Below are 20,484 nucleotides of genomic sequence, written 5' to 3'. Positions count from 1 at the left end.
ACTTCTCCAAACTATTTCTTACGTTCTACTTTATGGTCTTCTTGCCAAAAATCAAAAAAGTTAAACCATTGATACGGGTATTGCAGACAAAAGTGTTCTAACCTTTGCGCATATTGATTAATTAACTCGCCGATATCGGCTTGTCTGGTTTTACGTGCAAACTTCAACTTATCTGATACATGCTCGAAAATAAGGCGATATTTATCACCGTCTTTCAAACAAAACAGATAATACACAGGACATTCCAGCAACGAGGCGAGAATAAATGGCCCTTGTGAAAACGGCGCTTGCTGACCTAAGAAATCGGCATAAACCACGCGTCCAGGAGATGTCGTACTGGTGCGGTCCCCGACAATCACGACCTTCTCACCCGCTTCTACGCGTTGTTTTAATAAAATGGCTAAATCAACACCCACATCTGACACTTGAATGAAGTTAACATTCACATTGGGGTTAATCTTTTGCATTATCTTATTAAACTCAATCGCATGATGCGTAAAAACCAATACATTAATACGGGTTTTATACTTACCCACACTGAGCGTGCGACATACTTCTAAGTTACCGAGATGCGAGCCAATAAAGACCGCACCTTGATCAGTTTCTAATACCTGCCTAAATTTATCGCAATAATCATACGCAACTTGATCTATGCTGATCTTGCCTGTCCAAGCATCGATCTTATCAAATGCGCCTTGGGCAAAAGTATAGAAATGTTTAATACCTTCTCGATGACCCGGCTGTTTCGAACTGCCTTTGCGCTTGGCAATCTTACCAAGGTAATTTAACGAGGCTTTTTTACTTTCCCCACCAGTGAAATACAAATACACAATCACGGGATAGAGAATAATAGATAAACCGGTACGGCCTAGAATACGGTAACAAAATAGCAGTGTTTTCATACCAAAGTAGGTACCGCGTTCTTGCATTTTGGACCAGTGTTTTGTGGTTGCCATATTGTCACTCTTTCCTAAATGATTTTCTAAGCTATTCTCTAAATCAGGCTCTAAATTTACGCAATAATAACTGCGGTAAACGTTTTAACATGCCAAACACTAACCGGGTGTGCATCCATGATATAGCCACGTTGTCTTCCCATAAACGGAAGTGCGATACGCCATTTTCAGGGTAGTTAACCTTGGTTGGTAAGAACGTCGTTTCTACACCATTCCAATATAAACGCACCATGATCTCGGTATCAAACGCCATGTAGTGGCCAAGACTGCCATGTTTCGCTAACAAGCCTAATGTCTCAGCCAGTGGATACACCCGAAAACCACACATGGTATCTTTGATATCAAATGATAGCGTTTCAATCCACACCCAAACATGGGTTAAATAACGGGCGTAATAGCGATGCTTCGGTACCGATTCATTATAAATTGGTCGGCCACTGATTAACTGATTTGGCTGTGCCTGTGATAATTCAACCAGTTTACTGATATCAGAAATATCATGCTGACCATCGGCATCCACTTGGACCGCATGGGTAAACCCCATACTATCCGCGTGTTTTAAGCCGGTTTGCACCGCCGCACCTTTCCCTTGATTATGAGGGTGATTAATCAAGGTAACATAACTGTATTTTTCCGCTAACGTCAGCATAAAAGCACTACTGTCAGCATCACTGCCATCATTAACCATGATCACAGGTAACTGGAATTCCGCTAAAGACCCTAATAACTTATCAATCACGACCGTGTGATTATAGTTAGGAATAACAATGCAATAACTCACACTTCACCTGCTTTATTGTCTTCTGAAATAGTTAGCGTTATTTCTTCTAAAACAGGATGAACGGCTGTTTCAGCAAAAATAAGTCGACCAGAAGAATAGGATTTAATATCACCGTTTGCCATTCTTGATTGAACACTGGATTGATAACTGAATAGCACTTTCTCGGTTGATTTTTTAGTTAACGTCAGCACCACATCTTGACCCGGTAAGATCATTTCTTGGAACTTAAGCACTTTAATGTCCATTACATCAGCCACGCCCATGTTCAAATATTGTCTGGCATACTCTACCGCCCAATGCAATTGCACCACACCCGCTAAAATTGGTGCTTGATCGAAATGACCTTTAAAGTAATCTAGGTCTGCTGGGATATGCAAGGTTAATACAGCACTTTTATCGCTTAGCACTTTATTCAGGATCCTTGCATCCACTTTTACTAATTCAGTCAAACAATTTCTCCAATTCTTTAATCACTAATTTACCTTGAGAATTAAATGGCATTTGCGCTGGGTAGCGCCATTTCTTAGGTAAACAGATACGTTCAAATTCACCGAGTAAATGCTGTTTAAAGCTATCATTCAGTGACTTTTTACTCTGTTCGTTCAGTAATACCTGCCCTGCTTCGGTCAATTCAATCACGGTTGCTAACACTTGCTTTTTGACGCCATCGAGTACGAGCACACGCACTTCATTAACCAGTACATGTTGCTGTAAACAGCGTTCCATATGGTCAAGGTTAATACGTTTTTCTTCGTGTTTAATCGTGCGATCGGCGCGGCCTAACATTGCAAAGTGCTGCTTATCAATGCGCTGAACGCGATCTTCAGTCACGTAATTCGCTTCATTAATGTAGGGTGATGTTAACACTAGTTGCGCAGTTTCAGCCATCACGCTATAGCTAATATTAGGGAAAACCTGCCACGCACTAGGGGTGCTACCTTGACACTGTCGCCAAGCGATACCGCCAGTTTCGGTACTGCCAAACACTTCAATAGGTGCTTGCGATAATTGCTTAAATAACGTTTTCGCAATTTCAAACGGTAACGGGCCGCCCGAACTAAACACAGCTTGTAATTGGGCTTTGTTAACCATCAATACATTGTCTAAACTCAGCCGTTTTAGATGCGCAGGGCTTGAGATCAATAATGCAGTTTGGCGGTTATCATCCGTTAACTCATGACCTAACGCTTCAGTTAACTCTTCAGTTAACTCTTTACTAAACTCTTTACTTAAATATTGACTAATATGTTCTGGGTATTCAAAGGTATCATTGACAATGGCCAAGCCAGATTTTAACGGTAACAAGAGTTTAAATAACAGCCCATAGATATGCTGATGAGAAACAGTGCTTAATAACAACTGTGAGGCATCTAACCGCGCAGTAAAAGTATTGATTAATACATCAACTTCGCAGTTAAGCTGACTAAACCGCTTCACAATCGGTTTATGTTGTCCGGTTGAACCTGAAGTGTAAAAGGTAATTTGACAGTCTAATGGTGTAAACAGATCAGCTCTATTTTGTAATGGCTGGATCTGAGTAGCAATCACATTATGTCCAGCGATACTACTCTCGTTGATTAAAGTCGTATTAATTAAAGGCACATCGATTAATGGCGTGTTGATCGCATCGAGACCTCCAACATTAATATCACCTAACGTAGCCTGACATTGCGACGCGATATGCATGAGCGTTTGCGGCTGTGCATTCGGTGGCATAACAATGTGACGACTTTCTAGTGCGAGGGCAAAAAAGCCAACACTAAACTGATAGCTAGATTGGTGAAACAGTAGCACACTGTCGGCATGCGTTTGGCGGATCACCTGTCTAGTTTGGCTAATATCCGCATTAAACTGCTCAAAACTATAGGCTTGCTTGTTAAGATAAAAGCAAATATCACGCTGACATAGCGACAGACCAGTCATTACTTAAGCTTCCTTGTTCGCAGTTTCAATGCTTGGGTTGTCACTGTTATCGGCATTATTTTTAGCGTGTTGACGCTGCACAAATAGGCGCACAACAAATTCAACCGCACATAGACTGCCAATCAGAATATAGGCAATGAAACCGTTATAAATAGTCCACACTTTAAATGAGCAATATAACGCCGTGTACAATGAAATACTGGCGTTAATAATGAAGAAACCACACCACACCAAGGTAACTTTACGTGTGTAACCCACCGCATGTTCAGGTAAGTTCGGATCTTGTAATCGCGCAAACGTTTCAATAACAGTGGGCGGTTTAAAGTATGAATAGGCAAATACCGCCAGCATGGCAAAGTTGACCATCAGCGGATATAGTTTAAAACCAATATCAGAATCCGTGAATAACGAGGTAACTATCGCTAAGCCGCCCAGTGTGGTTGCAGGTAATAACCACGGCATTTTGTTTAAGACACCACGTAACATCACTAAACGCGACAATAACAAGGCTAACAAACCCAGGGCAAGCCAAAAAGGACTAACATAATTTAGTCCTAAATAGACAGCAAAGGGATAGAGCAATAAGCATAATCCCAACAGCACAGTCAGCGTTTTTTTCAACATAAGTTTTTCAACATAAAGTCTTCAACATAGCGTCTTCACATGTCATAGCACGATGAACTAAGCAGACAGCGATTATTTCGCTAACGTTAGTTTTTCGATTTCGTTAACAACGTCTTCGACTGTACGTACTAATTTAAACACTTCAGGTTCAATTTTTTCGTTAGTTATGTCGCGTAATTTAATCACTAAATCAATGGCATCAATACTGTCTAAATCTAAGTCAGTATATAAATTAGCTTCGAGGCTAATATCATCGGCTTCAATCTCAAATTCTTCAATTAAGATATCGGCTAGTGTTTGGTAGATCTGTTCTCTTGATTGCATGGGAAATCCTTAATTAAGCCACAGCGCGAGTCTGAGTAATGAATGCACTTAATGCATTAATCGATGAAAAATGGTGTTTAATCTCTTCCGAGTTTGCATCGATTTTGATGTTGTAATGTTTCTTTAGGATCAGACCTAATTCCAGTGCATCGATGCTATCTAAACCTAAGCCTTCAACAAACAATGCATCCGCATCGTTAATATCTTCAACTTCAATATCTTCAAGGTCTAGTTCCGCAATAATAAGCTGCTTTAGCTCAGTTTTTAATTCAGTCATTAAGCTGTAGTTCCTGTTTAAAATAACGTTCAAGTTCACGGCAATAATGACGAACTTGTTTACTCATGGATGTTCCTGCTGCAGTTGAAATTGACGGCACATTGCGTGTTAACCGCAGCATAAATTTAGCTTTTTCGCTTGGAATTTGATACCAAGATTCTGCTTTTGTTAATGTACTTGGCATGACATTAATTAATACAGTGGTAATTGAAGCCTGACAACGTAAGGCTATATTGGCTGCGCCACGTTGAAAAACTACTTCTTTTCCTGGTACGGTACGTGTGCCTTCAGGGAAAATAATCAGATTGTTACCCTGCTCTAATGATGATTTACACGCATCGAGCAGTGCTTCGGGGTCAGCGTTACTGATATAACCGGTATTTTTTATCACCCCACGAATAAAGGGATTACTAAATAAATGTGCTTTAACCACGCAATCAGCATTGGGAATAATAGAAAGCAACACCACCACATCAATCAACGAGGGGTGATTAGCAAGCACTAATTGACCTTGCAACTGAGCCAACTTTGCTCTATCACGCAGATCAAATGCGAAGATCCGCGTAAACGCCATCATGGCAATAAAAAACCGGAAACTATAATGTACGGTTGTACGTGCTGCACGTTTTTGCGCTTGCTCACCGCGGATACACAATTTCTGAAGCGGAAATACCAACATCGTCAGTATCAACCCACCCACACCAAATAAGCTAAAGCACGTAGCCGTAGCAAATAAACGCCAAAGATAATTAAGCGCTTTATAAACATAGTTAAGCGCCTTAAACATCCATCGTTCCGGAAATTAAATCACAAGTCCAAATATGGCGATCAGACGTATATTGTAACGTTGATTTTGGTACTATTTTTGGTGTTAAACCTAAGTTGGTATCAAACCAGTTCATAAAACACAAGGCTGCGGGCAAGTTCAATTCAGCCGTATCTTGTTGATCGCCTTGCTTACCGCCGTTTTCAGCGCCTTTTTCAGCGCCCGAGAAGGCGCTAAAATTAATGTCGATATTGGCAATTGTTGCTGGCGTAGGTATTAGCGTCACCACCATAGCAACCGCGTGATCCACTTGTTGTTCATCTTGAAACTGGGAATACAATGCTGGCAGTTCACGGTCGACATGCACGATAAGTAGCTTATTCGCACGACCCGATTTTAACCGCGCATAGGCATCAACAAACGCATAAAAGAAGCTATCTTTACCCGCAGATATGGCGTTAATTGCTTGTTTGTTGTGCTTGATAATACTGTATAAACCCGGCACCGCATTATGGACAGAAGTACTAAATGCGGTGGGTGAAATGTCTTGCTCTGCGGCAAGATCAGTCAGTAATACTGATGTTTTATGTAAATCACCATGACGACTCGAGAATACAATATCAATTTGTGCAGACTGTTCTGGTGTTTTAGATTCTGATGTTTCGGACAGCGCAGCGAGTGCATTTTCAGCCGTATACAGCGCAATCTTAGCGAAAGGGCTTAAGCGACGACGTTGCATTGCTGGCACAAACGCTAACGTTGGCCAAACTGATGATTTTTGTTGCATGCCGTCGGGTTTATTAGTTTTTTCAGCACCGGAAGTTGACCAAGCGCTAATACTTTCTAGATGTAACTTCAACGGTTTCTCCTAAACTAAAATGGCAGCAATAAATATGCCGCCATAATAATTAATCGTTAACAAAAAATCAACAGCTAAATTAAAAATATAATAACTATCAACAAGTTACACTATATGGCTTATTCTACTCTATAAGCTGACAATGGTTATTTGATTGTAAATGCAACAATAACAACGCTTACTTTCGCTTACAAAATATTACTTTTAATATTCTCGATTATTTTTTCTTACAAGCGAGAAGCGTATGGCCGAGACCCAAATCATCGGTATCTTGGTCGACATACAAACCCGCTTCTTGGATCAAACGCATCATATCTTTAGAGTGATACATACGACTATTACCATTGGCCATAGCAGTAAAGTAGATAGACGTGGCATTGACACAATAAGCACCCGCTTCGTAGGGCTGTCTATCCCAGAACGTTTCTAAAATATATAAACGGCTATCGGCAGTCATGACATCTGCAGCTCGCTTTAGAATGCTTAAAATTTCACTTTTACTAAAGCAATCTAAAAACTGACTCATCCAGATGGTATCGGCACCAGCAAAAAAGGTACGGCTTTCATCAAGTAAATCGGTTTCATGGCCGTGAACACGATCGCCAACACCCGCCGCTTTCGCATTTGCCAACGCCACATTAAGCTGTCCCGGTAAATCCATAATAGTCACGTTGACGTTTTCATCATGCTTGGTACACGCTAATGACCATTTACCGGTATTGCCACCCACATCTAAAATGTGTTTTGGCTTGTGTTCAAACAATAATGCCAGTACCTCAGGAAAGGCGTGGTCTGAATAGTAATGATCAAATTCAAACCAACTTCTTTTCGCTTCTTCCGGTAATTGACTTAAACCCGGATAAATCGTTTTCCAATCACCAAATACCTGCAGGCCTGCAGGCGTACCGGTTTCAATGGCTTTATCTAAATCAAACAGACCTTGGTAACAAACATGGTGGGTAAAATCGAGGTTCTTTAATGCCATATCATCGTTAAGCAAAAAGTAACCCACTTTATCTAAAATAAAGTTGTCATCTTGTTGCCACACTAGCCCCATGCTTAGTCCCATATCAAGCAATACACTGATACCGTATTCACTGGTGTCGAGCTTGTCTGTCAATGCTGATAAACTGATGCCTTGTTTACCTGCGTCATCAACTGCTTTTAAAATATCAAATTTTAATAAACAGCGCGCCACTTGAAACGCCACTGGTGCAAATGCGATTTTCTGCGCTTCAAATTTTGCATTAAAAGCTGATATTTCAGCCGGTTTATCATAAAATGCCATTATTACTCCATGAGTTAATTCAACACGCTAATATATGTTTACGAGTCTAATATAAATTACTATTCGTTTCCTTATTAACATTATGTTTTCCGTCATAAAAAAGCGATGACCACTAAAACTGTAATCATCGCTCATTCATTAATATATGGATTCACCTCGTTAAACTCAATAATTTACCTCACGGTACAATGTCGGTTCGGGTGTACATAACAGACAATGCCAACGGTATGACCCAGATTATGTCGATACAAGCGGGTTAATTACTTAAACCATCCGCGTTTAATACCTATTGCATTAAATAAGTGGTTCTGGATTCAAGCAATAAGTACAATTGGCTCGGTGCGAGATCTAAGTAATTATGTTTAACACTCCAAAAGCTGTCATACTAGATCGATAAAATTTAGTATTTTGATGACGAAGATTAAAGTGAGAACAAAATGATCAATATTTACCGTGTATCTTTTCCTGATGGTAGTGTGTATATCGCAGCGAAAAAAACGCCACCAGCAAACGCAGTGAAAAGCTATGAATGGGCTAAAAATCACGCAGATCCAACACGTCCATTAGTTGTCGCGTACCTGAAAAGTAAAGGTCAAAGCACGTTAGAAATGTTGCATTCAGATCTAACACCAGACATGGCTAAAAAGCTAAAAAGAAGATATATCGTTGAAGCAAGACAAGCAAAACAATACGTAGTTGTTTAATTAGGCGATACCGTCTGCAACAATGCACACCGAAAACACACATGACAAGGGAACTGTATGTGTGTTTATGACTGCCACTGATTATTTGTGTTTAATGATTACTGAGTCGTTGTTACTAATCCATAGTTACTGACTCATTTTCACACGTCCTCCCGTTGAAGATAAACTCGGCATGTTCTGAAAAAAAATATAAACCAGGTAACAATCCCGAATAACTTCAAGCCATCCTCGAGCAAAAATTCAAACCCTTGTTGTTCTAACAATAAATCAGCCAACACTGACAGTGCAAAGAAACTAAAAGCGATAAATAAAGTTGCGTACTCGTGGTTTAATATTTCAGTTCTGAATTTCACCAAATAGGCTAGAACGATTGTTACGTAGCCTAAGTAAACCAGTTTTTCAGGTATCATCAAATGATTCGGTAACAATGAATCATGCAACATAAACATATCATCCAATAACAACCACAAGGTAAGTAAACCTGAGTAAAGCAAAAATTTAGAGGTGGTTTGGTTATTGCTATGCTTATGAATAACTGAAGAAAAAAGACAGATTGCTGCAGTAAAAGCCCAAAATAATATACCTATGTTAGATATAAAACCAATATACGAAGGCCCCCCCAGCACCACAGTTGGATCACGGGTAAACGACGATATCGGTATATTGTAATAGCCGCTTATCATAGTGACAGTAAACAATAAGCCAAATAGAACAATGTAGGTTGCAGATAGCAGCTGAACACTACGTTTCACTTGCGTGATGATGTTTTCGGTTGATAGCATATACTCTCCTAACGTTTGAATATATGATTCAAAGATAGCAGCTGAACACTTGCATCGCCAATAAGGATACCGCTTAGCATGTGACTTGGAAAATGATTATATTTCTACTTCTATCTAAGTTATTATTACTCATATTTACGTTAGATATATTTTACAGCTGGTATAAAACTTAAATGAACGATCCTATTATTAATGGGCTAATATCATTAGCACAAAAAGATAATGATATCGCAGCACTTTGGCTGTATGGCTCTAGAGCAAAAGGCAACTTTTCCGCAGAGAGTGACTACGACTTAGCGGTACTGTTTAACAATCGCATTGCAGACAAATTAGACTCAAGATTAAGACCTGAATTATTAGCAATAGATTGGCGCTCTTCATTTCAAAACCGTAAACTCGAATTAAGTATCTTAGATGTAAACCAAGTAATGATCCCACTCGCCTTTAATGCAATTAACGGGAAATTACTTTATTCAAATGATAAAGGTTTACGCATGTGTGCCGAAGCAATAATCTGTTCTAAAGCTGAACTCGATTTCAAACACAATAATTTGTAAACAGGACAACTGATGGACAATATGTATATTGCTTCCATGCGGATCAATACAAGCCGCTATGAACAAGAACTAATAGAATTACAAACTCTATTACAACAGCGTGATTTATCAAACCTTGAATACCGCGCAGCTGAACGCAGCTTACAAATAAGTATCGAAGCATGCATCGGCATTGCAAAACACTGGGCAAAACACAAAACAGGTCATAGAGCTAATGATGCATATCAATCATTTGAACAGTTATCACAAACGGGTGAAATTACATTAGACGACTTAAAGAATTGGCGAAAAGTGATTGGTCTACGCAATGCGCTTGTTCATGATTATTTAAATATTGATGCTGAAATTGTTCGCTCCATCATTAAAAACTCTTTTTATAAACAGTTATTTGATTTTATAAAAATAGGCTTAATTGCGCTAGAGAATATAGAATAACCTGATGTAATAACCATTTATGCCATGCCAAACACGGCAGGTTTAACCGCCGTAAACGCAGCCTGTTCATTACAACATAAGCCTCGTTCACAGGGGGAATTAATTACAGATCAGCAAGCGTGATGTCATCAAATTGATACAATTGACCACCGAATTCCTGCATAAAGACTTCGGCATCCGATTTTACGCTAAAACTCGCTAATGTTTTCCCCATTGCGCCAGTCTTGCTAGAACCGATGACAAACCAAGCCTGTTTGGCATCCATGAAGTGCTCGTCGTTCGGTTGGCCCCAAGGGGTTTTACTCATATCATGCACAAATACTTCTTTCACTTGGCGTTTATTCTCAGGTTGCAAAATAAAACCAAACAGATCCCGTGTAGAGCAAAATTTATTAATATCGTCTTGGGTTGATGCATAGCTTTCCCCCTTCGGCCCAGGGAAATTACTGATTGTCATGCCACATAAATGACAGCTATCTGCTTGTTCAATCTTCATCGCTTGCTGCACCATTACCTGCTGCTCAGTTTGTTCACCACAACCGACCACAAATGCCAGCAACATACCGAGAGACAAGATTCTTAATTTTGAGTTAAACATAAATTTTCCTTTATTAATTTAATGCAATTTAGTAGTTTTGGTTAAAAGTAATGTCTAGTTAATACCGCGCTAGCTTAAAAATAGGCTTGGTTATAGCTAAAGTTTTTTATTGGCAAACACAACTCTCGCCACTGTCAACGGCACCACTATCCACGCCACCATGATCGTCATTAATACGGTAATAGATTGACTCGAATTAATCGCCACTGCAATTACGCCATTCACATCACCACTATCAAGGGCGGCAAGGTTAATCAACCGAAACACATCGGCAGGATTAAACATCATCACATTCACTAACCCCTGCGGGGTCAAACCATCGTCCACACTCACCAGTGCAGCCAGCACCGCCAGATCAAATACCAATACAAAGAAAAACCACACCAATAAGGCAATGCCGGCGGCTTGTGATTTCTCATCCACAGCAATACTGATCACGTAAGCCACGCTAATAAATACCAGCCCGAGCAAGGTAGCGGTAACAATGAATAACCCAAAGGCAGCAAATACCCCCTCAAAACCAGATTGAACGCCGAGCATCACCGCGGCACTACCAAAACCCAGTGCCGTCGCTAAAGTAATAATCGCGCCCTGTCCGACAAATTTACCCAGTAACAGCTGTCCCTTACTAAGCGGATAAGTCAGTAACAATAGCAAGGTGCCCGCTTCCTGTTCCCCGACAAAACTGTCGTAACTCAATAATAACGCAATGAGCGGGATCAGAAATACCGCCAAACTAGACAAACTCGCAATCGTTGAAGACAGCGAACCGCCCCCTTCCCCACCAGATGCAGCCGCGCCGTAATAACTCAGCCCTAAAGATAAAATGGAAAACACCGCCGTAATAGACACAAACCAACGGTTTCTTAACCCATCTTGAAACTCTTTACTCGCAACAACTAAAATAGCATTCATTATGCGGTTCCTTGAATTGGTGTACCATTAGCTAAATAGTACTGATACAACTGCTCTAAACTCGCAGTTTCCACACGCACATCAACCACACTGTCATATGACATAATTTGTTTTAATGCGGCCATCTTCTCGTTTTCCTGCACATGTAAGCTATCCTTGCAGCTCTTGTAACACGTTAACAATGGGTCTGAATTTAACTGTTCCGTGATACCTAGGGTATGGATCACCACAGGTAAACTGGCTTGTGCACGTAATTGCGCCAAGCTACCCATCGCGATCACTTGCCCTCCCGATAAGATCATCGCCCTGCCAATATGTTGCTCAACCCCAGGTAACGCGTGGGAGCATAAAATGATGCTGGCGCCACGCTGTTTCAAGCGATCAACAGAATGATAAAACTCTTGGGTCGCAGTGGGATCTAAACCTACCGTTGGTTCATCCAATAACAACAGCTTAGGCTCGCCAAGAAAGGCTTGCGCTAACCCTAAGCGTTGTCGCATGCCTTTGGAATAGGTTTTAACCTTACGCTGCATTGCATGAGTCAGCCCAACTAATTCCAGTAACTCGGCAACTTGTCGACGTGGTACCGATTTTAACTTGGCAAAATAACTCAGTACTTCAACGCCGGTTAAGTGATCATAGAAACTCACGTTCTCAGGTAAATAACCGATATGACGGCGGTCTTGCCAGGCTTGTTTCGATTGTGGATCACGACCAAAAATAGCGAGCTCACCCGTTGTCGCTTTTTCAATCCCCAAGATAAGTTTCATCATGGTGGTTTTGCCGGCACCATTGTGGCCAAACAACCCCAGTACTTCACCTTCTGCAAGCTGTAGTGAAACATTGTTTAAGGCTTTTAATTGCTGAAAATACTTGCTTACATTGGTCATTGATACGATTGAAGCGGTCATAATAAGTCGGTTGCCTCGCTACTGGTTGTGAACGTATTTTTTGTTAAAGAATTGTTTGTTACAGAATCGCTCGTTGCAGCGTTATCGTGTAGAACATGATTGTTAGCCGTCGCACGGTCTGGATCTAGGGGGATGATAATACGACTCGGCGTCATTAATGGATGACTGTCTTTTACACCGCCGGGTTTTAATATCGGAAATTGATTTTGCACCCAACGTAATAACAATACCGCCGGACTATCAAGCAATACTTTCGCTTCTGGATATTGCCATATCATCTTATCAATACCGTCATTCGGCTCAAATGCGGTATCACCTTTACCGTCACCATCGAGATCCCAGCCCAAATAGTTGCTCCAGTAATTACCGACGCCATCAACACTCCATTCTTGGCGTTGGTTGGACACGTATTTCACTTGGATGGGGTTATTAATAAAGTTGTTACCGTATATTTTTGAATGCTCAGAACCGGCGGTTAAATGAATGCCTATCTCGGCAGTATCAACCGTATTGTATTTGATGGTGTTATAGCCCGAGTTATAGATGAATAAACCTTTGCCATCTCGCCCTAAAACCTTGTTTTCAGGCTTGGTCCACACGTCTTTTATATGATTGTTGGAGATTTCCGAAAAGGTAATGAAATTCAATAAAAAACCATAGTTTTCAGTATTCAAGCTGCGATTACCAGACACCACCAACTGACGAGAGCTCATTAAGGCATAACCAACTCGGTTATTATAAGAAAAGTTATTCAATATCTTGTTGTTATGCGAATACATGTAATGCACGCCAAAACGCAGATCGTGCAGGGTATTGTCTCTCAGTTCATTATCTTGGCTGGAAATAACATATAAACCATCTCGCGTTTCGCTCACCGTATTGCCTGCGACTAAGGCTTTTTGAACCATAGAAAGTTGAATGCCATTGCCGCGATCAGACGAACGCAATTTGGCATTCCCTTTAATGATATTGTTTTTAATAACGACATCTTGACTCCGTTGGATCCAGATGCCGAAGCCATCACCACTGAGGTTATTCTCTTGTATGGTGATGTTAGTGGATTTTTTATCCGTATAGATACCTGAATCCTGCTCCGTTAAGTCACGGCCCCAGTTAATGATGGTCAGGTTTTGAATGGTAATATTTGAATTGCGTAACTCAATGGCATGACCTTCACCATTAGCATTGATCACAGCGCCCGCTTCACCGGTGACGGTTATGGCGTGAGCAACGATAAAGTTACCGATATACTCACCCGCAGCAATAACAACCACATCACCGTCATCCGCCAGATCTAACGATGCTTGCAGATTATCATCGCTGGTAACATAAATATTTTTCGCAAAAACAGCCAATGGCAAGCAGAGGAATAAAATCAATGATGTTAATACGGTAAATGCATGTTTAGCCATTAACACTCTCTTTTCTATAATTAATATAACAACAACAATAATAAAAATACAACAAAGGGGAGCAATAATAATGCGACTCCCCTCATTTACCCGGCCTATTACTCGGCCTTATTACGCTTATTAACGGTTATGCTTCAACGAACATACGACCACGCATTTCCATGTGTAGTGCATGACAGAACCAGTTACAATAATACCATTGCACCCCAGGTTTATCCGCGGTGAAGGTAATTGAAGCCGTGGCTTGTGGACCGATCTCCATCTGCACACCGTGATTGGTCATACAGAAACCATGGGTAACGTCTTCAACCATATCCAAGTTAGTCACCACAACAGTGACTTCATCACCTAATTTAACCTTGAATTCGCTCATGCCATAGACGGGCGCAACAGATGTCATATACACACGTACTTTGTTACCATCACGAATAACTTTGTTATCCGTCATCACGTTAACACCGTCCGCTTTTGCCATCGCCACCGTTTCAGCAAACATAGTATCGTCACGCGTCCACAGTTTCTGTGGTTTCACTTTACTGCGATGAACAATGATAACGTCATGCGGTTCAGCGAACGCGGGACCATCATGTACCAGCTTCATTTCGTCGCCAGAAATATCAATTAACTGATCGTTTTCTGGGCGTAAAGGTCCCACATTTAAGAAACGGTCTTTCGAGAATTTACATAAAGAGACTAACCATTTACCATCAGCGTCACGCGTTTCACCTTGTGATGTATGGTTATGGCCTGGTTGATAATGCACATCCAATTTTTGTTTTATATAATTAATTTTTTCACCATTGTGGGCACGGATTGCTTCTTCTACATCCCATTTCACAATTTGGCTATCAAGGAATAAGGTTGTATAAGCAAAACCACGGTTATCAAATGCCGTATGTAGTGGACCTAAACCCAGTTCTGGTTCAGCAACAATGGTGTCACGCGGTTTGATCTTATCACTGAACAGATCATCGAGTTTATCAATAGCTATAATTGAAACCGTTGGCGATAACTTACCATTGGCGACAAAGTATTTACCGCTTGGCGAAGTATTAATGCCGTGTGGTGATTTTGGCACTGGAATGTAACGGGTAAGATCTGAGCCTTTACGACCATCAAGTACAGGCACATTATTACCATTATAAGTTTTAAATTTACCGGCTTTTAGCGCCGCTTCACAACGCGCTAGGCTGAATACCACCACATGATCACGCTCAGAAGAGATCATTTCCCCTAAGGTCATGCCCATTTCGGAGTTGTAACAGGTTGATGCGAAATATTTACCATCGTAATCGGCATCGGTATTATCAAGGTTACCGTCTACCATCACTTGGAAAGCCATTTCCATTGTTTCTGCATTTATCACATTAAACAGCGAACGGTATGTGCTTACGTCTTCCATTGATGTTTTACCATCATTGTTCATTGGAATTTCGAACTCACCGTTACAGATCACGTATTTAGTGTAAGGTACTTTTTGCACACGTAAACCATGCACACCTTGTACGTTTGGAATAGTGAGCATTTTATCTGTTTTCATGACATCACAGCGAATACGAGCAATACGTGAATTGGCTTTATCATTAATGAACACATATTTACCGTTATAACGACCATCCGTCATACTCATGTGGGGGTGATGCGCATCACCAGTCAGAATATGAGCACTTTCGCCTTTAATGCGTTTACTTTCTTCTGTTAAACCCCAGCCTGTCGCGCTGTCGATATTAAAAACAGGAATACGCATTAATTCACGCATTGAAGGTAAACCCATGATACGTATTTCACCAGATTGACCGCCACTCCAGAAGCCATAATATTCATCCAGTTCCCCTGGGTGTACAACTGGGCTATTTGCATATTCGACACGTTTTGCTTGTGCCGCTGACGAGAACATTACCGCAGACATCGGCGCTAATACCGCGCCCGCACCTAACATAGCCGTTTTGCTAAATAAACTACGACGATCTGCATTTTCGAGGGTTGTTTCTTCAGATACTTCAATATTGTTATTTTTATTATCTATCATAAGATTCTCCGTGATATTAAAATTGTGTTTATTTTTATTCGATTAGCTTCTATCTATTCGGTATTAGCTGCTCTTTATTCAGTATTCGTAATAGCAATAATTTGCTCATCGCTTATTTTTCTTTTCTTTCTAGCCAATTTTTTCAATGGTGGACATTTTTCCTCGTTAAAATATGTCACCTGGCAATCTAGACAGTAATGGCATTCACGCATATTGATCTCGCCGTTTGGTTGTATCGCCTGGATCTCACATTCTTTGGCACATGTTTTACAGGGCTGACCACATTCAGAACGGCGTTTAAGCCACTGGAACAAACTCAGTTTGCTGGGTACGGATAATGCCGCACCTAACGGGCACAAATAGCGACAGAATGTTTTGCGATTAAATAAACTCGATAAGAGTAACAAGCTTGCCCAGGCAACAAATGGCCATTCACGATCAAATTTTAATAAGAACGTGGTTTTAAACGGTTCAATTTCAGCAAGCTGTTCTGCGGCTGCCAGTGACTCGAGTGAAACACCAAATAAAGCCAATAGAATTAAGTATTTGATTGCCCACAAACGCTCGTGCACGGCATACGGCAATTCAATTTGCGGTAATTTAATAAACCGGCCAAACACGTTGACCAGTTCTTGCAGGGCGCCAAATGGGCATAACCAACCGCAATATACTGCGCGTCCCCACAACAGCATGGTGACTGCCGCTGCGCACCATAGGATAAAGATAATCGGGTCAAGTAAGAACAGATCCCATGAAAAGTCATGCATCAGGGCTTGCAAGAAGGTAAACACATTAACAATGGATAACTGGCCGCCCCATGACCAACCGATAAGTACGACGGTGACCACCAGAAAACCATGACGCAAGTTATGCATGAACTTAGGATACCTAACCAACACATCTTGGAAAAACAAGATCAGCAGTAATACCACCATCAGTCCAATGAGGAGGATGACTTCGGTATTGCGCTCTTGCCATACCTGTTGAGTCAGGGTTAACTCAGGGGGCCGTATGATAGCTGGCGGGGTATCAACATACTTATCCAGCATGTCATATTGACCTCTAAAGCTATTAAACAAGCTATCGACAGGACCGGTTTGACGGCGAACTAACAGTTCAAACGCCCACTCGGCACCGGGATCAAACTCGTGATGAGCTGCGATTCTAAATACCGACATCTCTTTAAATTTTGGTGCCCCAGCAATAAAAATATCGGTGACACGTTCATGCTGCAGATCCCGAAAAGAGATAGCATTGTCCTTTTGATGAACTTGAATACGATCAAAAATACCACCACGCACATAACCCGAGCCTTTAAATGAGTAACCGTTACCAAATACCCCAACCAGATGCTCACCGGGTTTAAGGTTGGCGGTTAACCATCGGTAATCAGAGGCACTAAATAAGTTTTTACCAATGGTGGGAATATCAATCAGGGTGTAATAGATCTCAGCAAACATATCTTGTTTTTCATCACTGCGAGCTTCATTTACATGCTCTGCAGCAGTGCCGAAAAAACTGTTATCGATTGTTTCACGGCTCAGGAATAACTGCCGAATAGAGCCATCACCGGTTAGTTGCGACCAGTTAGCTGGTTCAAATAACTCCGTTTTAATCGTTGAAATAGGTTGGATCATACCGCTGGGTTTTTTGATAATAGCCAGTGCTTGGGCGACTTTCTTGGTTGCCTTTGTGATCCCGACGTTCATCACCATCACGGTAACAGTCGCGCCAGAAAGGCCATCAATCGCAACGTAATTTTCACTATTATTACCACCGACTTTTAGCCTGTCTCGCACCGATAAACCGGTATATTGATCAGTAAAAGCCCATAACTTGCTCTCTGGAATACCGGCTAGAATAATCGGTTCATGATGTTCTAATACTTTTACAATGAGGTATGTGCCTTGTGGGTCGATTGCCACCAGCATATTAACGGGTTCACCAGAGTAAGCAGGGATCCTAGCGATATCGTTGGTTTCAAAGGCATAACCTAAGATGTCATCGCCGTTACGAATAGTCCAGATAGGATAACCACCGACTTCCGTTGGGGTTTTATCAGAAATAGCGGTGGCATCCGGGAATTGCGCTTGAATAAACGGCATCGGGTCTTTTGGCGGACTGACAAATAATGCATAACTTGACGGTATAAAAAAAGTAGCGATCAGCAGCACAGTGATCAACATACGCCTGAATAGCGAATTTAGCATCGGCGCACAAGTTAACAGCCATTGCTGAGAGATACATGTTTTTGGAAATAAATAACTATAATTAACCACAATCGCCCCTTAATTTTGCAACTTATGTCCGAGTAAGTTGCAGTCCATTAAGGCGTATAATAAATACTACTTTGGAGATGACGAATGACTTAAGTCAATTTTCCACTCACATCATTATTATTTTATTAAATATTTTCAATTTAATTGATTTCGATCACTTTTGATCAGCGGGTATGAAGCTCCCAATGATGACCAATGTGACAAATGTGACAGAATTTGGTGGCTTTAAGGAGAGGGGAACACGTAAGATCATGGCTTCATCTCAAAATATATAATATTCACTTAAATAAGATAATTAACTAGTTAGCCGGATTAATTACGTCAAAGGTTTCACCCGAGTCATTAGCGAGAAACTGTCCGTGGACATAATTTTTATAAGTAACTAACGACATTTATTCAATACGCTGACATCCCCCCTGATGTAATGCAATACCCGCCGCCATGAACTGCGAACAATCGTGCCGAGTATATCTCCGTTATAAGGATCCACAGTAACAAACACCGTCTTACCTGATTCAAGCGTAATAGAAAAACGGTTAGCAAGATCACGGCTTGGCACAGGTATATTGATCGCGTGAATGCGACGTACGATTACAGTGAGTCGTACAACGATTATTTAAGTTAAGAAAGGGCGGTGGGGTTAATCACGCAAGAACAAAAAAGATCCGATTGAAATTTTACGGGGTTGCAATGCTTCTGGTACATTGCGCTCTAACTGTAACGTAAGTAAGCCATTCGTCCGATCAGCCTCCTTCACTTCAATGTCTATTTCGCTTAACTCATAGCTTAGGCCTTAACGGTCGAATTACAAACATCACCAGCGCATTGAGGTTGCAGAATATCATCGATCGGGGCTGGTTTCCCGATCCCATAACCTTGGGCGAAATCGACACCCATATCCTGTAATCGCTGCCTGATAGCATCATTTTCAACAAATTCAGCAATCGTTTTCATGCCCATGACATGACCAATATCATTGATTGATTTAACCATCGCTTCATCAATCGGATCGTTCAAAATATCTTTAACAAACATACCGTCAATCTTCAATGTACACACTGGTAAATTTTTCAAGTAAGCAAATGAAGATAAACCACTGCCAAAATCATCCAGCGCAAACTGACAACCAAACTCACTGAGTGTTTTTATAAACAAGGTCGCATCCCGCAAGTTACTGATCGCCGCAGTTTCTGTAATTTCAAACTTGATCATACTTGGCGGTAAATTATGCAATGTGATCTGCTGCATAATATGGCTGAGCAGCGTATGACTGCCTAATGATGCACCAGACAAATTGATCGCCAGATGATCAACATCATCAAGCTGCTGGAAATGCTGCTTCATCCAGGCAAAGGTGTGGTCAACGACCCAACGGTCGATCGCGTTTGATAAATTATAACGTTCTGCGGCAGGTAAAAATGCACTGGGGGGCACAATGTCACCACTGCGAGTACGCAGGCGAAGTAGCACTTCGTAAATACGTTTTTGCGAAGGATCTGAGAGCGACACGATAGGTTGGGCATAGAGTTCAAATCTATTTTCTTTTAATGCATATTTAAGTTCATTAACCCAACGGAATTCACCATCGCGTTTGGCTATTGATTTCAGCCAAACCGATACTTACGCCGATACTGAATATATTTTTTTCCCATATAAACTGAAAATCAGCAATTCATTCCAGTATATTCTGCGCGATTTGTTCGGCCTGCGCTAAACTACATTGCGTCATTAAGATGGCAAATTCATCATCGGCAATATGTCCGCAGGTATCATTGATAATTTAAAACTGATCCAGATCTAAGAAACATAATACATGGGTCGCTTGATAGGATATTTTTTGAGCCGCAATTCGGGCCTCGGTTACATCCACTTGAATGCCAATAAAATGGGTTATCCCGCAAGGTAAGCTTCGAGCTAGACTGCTAACAATGCAATGTTAATCGCAAAGTGTTGGGGTTCTGGTCACACAGCTAACAACAGAAACAATGATGACCCAAAACCAGAAAAGTCATCGCTTAACATTACCCATTCATAAAAGAATGGATTAGTGGCGATGACTTAAAC

At 41.1% G+C, this 20,484-nt stretch carries 22 protein-coding genes; 3 read left to right on the top strand and 19 right to left on the bottom strand.

Going from position 1 to position 20,484, the window contains the following annotated elements; all coding sequences use genetic code 11:
- Window positions 1-11 precede the first annotated feature (11 nt).
- The 10 genes from MORIYA_RS00865 to MORIYA_RS00820 form a co-directional block, all read right to left on the bottom strand.
- Window positions 12-956 (bottom strand): LpxL/LpxP family acyltransferase, encoded by a 945-nt coding sequence (locus tag MORIYA_RS00865; protein ID WP_112711868.1) that lies wholly within the window; start codon window positions 954-956, stop codon window positions 12-14.
- A 43-nt stretch (window positions 957-999) separates the two neighbouring features.
- Window positions 1,000-1,737 (bottom strand): glycosyltransferase family 2 protein, encoded by a 738-nt coding sequence (locus MORIYA_RS00860; protein ID WP_112711866.1) that lies wholly within the window; start codon window positions 1,735-1,737, stop codon window positions 1,000-1,002.
- Window positions 1,734-2,186, bottom strand: coding sequence for an ApeI family dehydratase (locus tag MORIYA_RS00855; protein ID WP_112711864.1), 453 nt, complete (start codon window positions 2,184-2,186; stop codon window positions 1,734-1,736). The genes MORIYA_RS00860 and MORIYA_RS00855 overlap by 4 nt, the downstream gene beginning before the upstream one ends.
- Entirely contained in the window at window positions 2,179-3,660 is a 1,482-nt protein-coding gene (locus MORIYA_RS00850) for an AMP-binding protein (protein WP_112711862.1), read from the bottom strand. The genes MORIYA_RS00855 and MORIYA_RS00850 overlap by 8 nt, the downstream gene beginning before the upstream one ends.
- 3 nt (window positions 3,661-3,663) lie before the next feature.
- Complete coding sequence (locus tag MORIYA_RS00845) at window positions 3,664-4,284, bottom strand: COG4648 family protein (protein ID WP_112711860.1); 621 nt, start codon at window positions 4,282-4,284, stop codon at window positions 3,664-3,666.
- A gap of 72 nt (window positions 4,285-4,356) precedes the next feature.
- Window positions 4,357-4,608: an acyl carrier protein gene (locus MORIYA_RS00840; protein WP_112711858.1), complete on the bottom strand. Its 252-nt coding sequence runs from the start codon at window positions 4,606-4,608 to the stop codon at window positions 4,357-4,359.
- A gap of 13 nt (window positions 4,609-4,621) precedes the next feature.
- Entirely contained in the window at window positions 4,622-4,885 is a 264-nt protein-coding gene (locus MORIYA_RS00835; protein WP_112711856.1) for a phosphopantetheine-binding protein, read from the bottom strand.
- Complete coding sequence (locus MORIYA_RS00830; protein WP_112711854.1) at window positions 4,878-5,672, bottom strand: lysophospholipid acyltransferase family protein; 795 nt, start codon at window positions 5,670-5,672, stop codon at window positions 4,878-4,880. The genes MORIYA_RS00835 and MORIYA_RS00830 overlap by 8 nt, the downstream gene beginning before the upstream one ends.
- Window positions 5,665-6,510 (bottom strand): beta-ketoacyl synthase chain length factor, encoded by an 846-nt coding sequence (locus MORIYA_RS00825; protein WP_112711852.1) that lies wholly within the window; start codon window positions 6,508-6,510, stop codon window positions 5,665-5,667. Before MORIYA_RS00825 ends, MORIYA_RS00830 begins: the two co-directional genes overlap by 8 nt.
- Window positions 6,511-6,727: 217 nt before the next feature.
- The gene (locus MORIYA_RS00820; protein WP_112711850.1) at window positions 6,728-7,798 is read right to left on the bottom strand and encodes a class I SAM-dependent methyltransferase; all 1,071 of its coding nucleotides are present in this window, start codon (window positions 7,796-7,798) and stop codon (window positions 6,728-6,730) included.
- Between the two features lie 437 nt (window positions 7,799-8,235).
- Between MORIYA_RS00820 and MORIYA_RS00815 the strand changes: the two genes are divergently transcribed.
- Window positions 8,236-8,502, top strand: a complete 267-nt coding sequence (locus MORIYA_RS00815) for a hypothetical protein (protein WP_006030621.1) — start codon at window positions 8,236-8,238, stop codon at window positions 8,500-8,502.
- Window positions 8,503-8,642: 140 nt separating this feature from the next.
- Here MORIYA_RS00815 and MORIYA_RS00810 read toward each other — a convergent pair whose 3' ends face one another.
- Window positions 8,643-9,284, bottom strand: a complete 642-nt coding sequence (locus tag MORIYA_RS00810) for a hypothetical protein (protein WP_112711848.1) — start codon at window positions 9,282-9,284, stop codon at window positions 8,643-8,645.
- Between the two features lie 173 nt (window positions 9,285-9,457).
- On the opposite strand from MORIYA_RS00810, the gene MORIYA_RS20685 reads away from it, so the two are divergent.
- Together MORIYA_RS20685 and hepT are read left to right on the top strand one after the other, a co-directional pair.
- Complete coding sequence (locus MORIYA_RS20685; RefSeq protein WP_162629208.1) at window positions 9,458-9,841, top strand: nucleotidyltransferase domain-containing protein; 384 nt, start codon at window positions 9,458-9,460, stop codon at window positions 9,839-9,841.
- A gap of 12 nt (window positions 9,842-9,853) precedes the next feature.
- Window positions 9,854-10,276, top strand: coding sequence for a type VII toxin-antitoxin system HepT family RNase toxin (gene hepT / locus MORIYA_RS20680; RefSeq protein ID WP_232011446.1), 423 nt, complete (start codon window positions 9,854-9,856; stop codon window positions 10,274-10,276).
- 103 nt (window positions 10,277-10,379) lie between these two features.
- On the opposite strand, the gene MORIYA_RS00800 is transcribed toward hepT, so the two are convergent.
- The 8 genes from MORIYA_RS00800 to MORIYA_RS00765 all read right to left on the bottom strand — a co-directional run bounded on the left by MORIYA_RS00800 (window position 10,380) and on the right by MORIYA_RS00765 (window position 19,929).
- Window positions 10,380-10,874 (bottom strand): nitrous oxide reductase accessory protein NosL, encoded by a 495-nt coding sequence (locus MORIYA_RS00800; protein WP_112711846.1) that lies wholly within the window; start codon window positions 10,872-10,874, stop codon window positions 10,380-10,382.
- A gap of 96 nt (window positions 10,875-10,970) precedes the next feature.
- The gene (locus MORIYA_RS00795; protein WP_112711844.1) at window positions 10,971-11,789 is read right to left on the bottom strand and encodes an ABC transporter permease; all 819 of its coding nucleotides are present in this window, start codon (window positions 11,787-11,789) and stop codon (window positions 10,971-10,973) included.
- Window positions 11,789-12,700 carry an ABC transporter ATP-binding protein gene (locus tag MORIYA_RS00790; RefSeq protein ID WP_112711842.1) on the bottom strand — a complete coding sequence of 304 codons (912 nt, stop codon included), beginning with the start codon at window positions 12,698-12,700 and terminating at the stop codon, window positions 11,789-11,791. Before MORIYA_RS00790 ends, MORIYA_RS00795 begins: the two co-directional genes overlap by 1 nt.
- Window positions 12,697-14,112, bottom strand: a complete 1,416-nt coding sequence (locus MORIYA_RS00785; protein ID WP_112711840.1) for a nitrous oxide reductase family maturation protein NosD — start codon at window positions 14,110-14,112, stop codon at window positions 12,697-12,699. Before MORIYA_RS00785 ends, MORIYA_RS00790 begins: the two co-directional genes overlap by 4 nt.
- A gap of 127 nt (window positions 14,113-14,239) precedes the next feature.
- Window positions 14,240-16,141 (bottom strand): TAT-dependent nitrous-oxide reductase, encoded by a 1,902-nt coding sequence (nosZ, locus tag MORIYA_RS00780; RefSeq protein WP_112711838.1) that lies wholly within the window; start codon window positions 16,139-16,141, stop codon window positions 14,240-14,242.
- A 74-nt stretch (window positions 16,142-16,215) separates the two neighbouring features.
- On the bottom strand, window positions 16,216-18,351 hold the full coding sequence (gene nosR / locus MORIYA_RS00775; protein WP_112718352.1) for a transcriptional regulator NosR: 2,136 nt from the start codon (window positions 18,349-18,351) through the stop codon (window positions 16,216-16,218).
- 451 nt (window positions 18,352-18,802) lie between these two features.
- Window positions 18,803-18,979, bottom strand: a complete 177-nt coding sequence (locus MORIYA_RS21140; protein WP_232011445.1) for a hypothetical protein — start codon at window positions 18,977-18,979, stop codon at window positions 18,803-18,805.
- 227 nt (window positions 18,980-19,206) lie between these two features.
- Entirely contained in the window at window positions 19,207-19,929 is a 723-nt protein-coding gene (locus MORIYA_RS00765; RefSeq protein WP_232011444.1) for an EAL domain-containing protein, read from the bottom strand.
- Between the last annotated feature and the right edge of the window lie 555 nt (window positions 19,930-20,484).

It is taken from the genome of Moritella yayanosii, assembly GCF_900465055.1.
In the GTDB taxonomy this organism is placed as follows: Bacteria; Pseudomonadota; Gammaproteobacteria; order Enterobacterales; family Moritellaceae; genus Moritella; species Moritella yayanosii.
The sequence above is the reverse complement of the archived record's forward strand: the minus strand, read 5'-3'. Positions and strand labels throughout refer to the sequence as shown.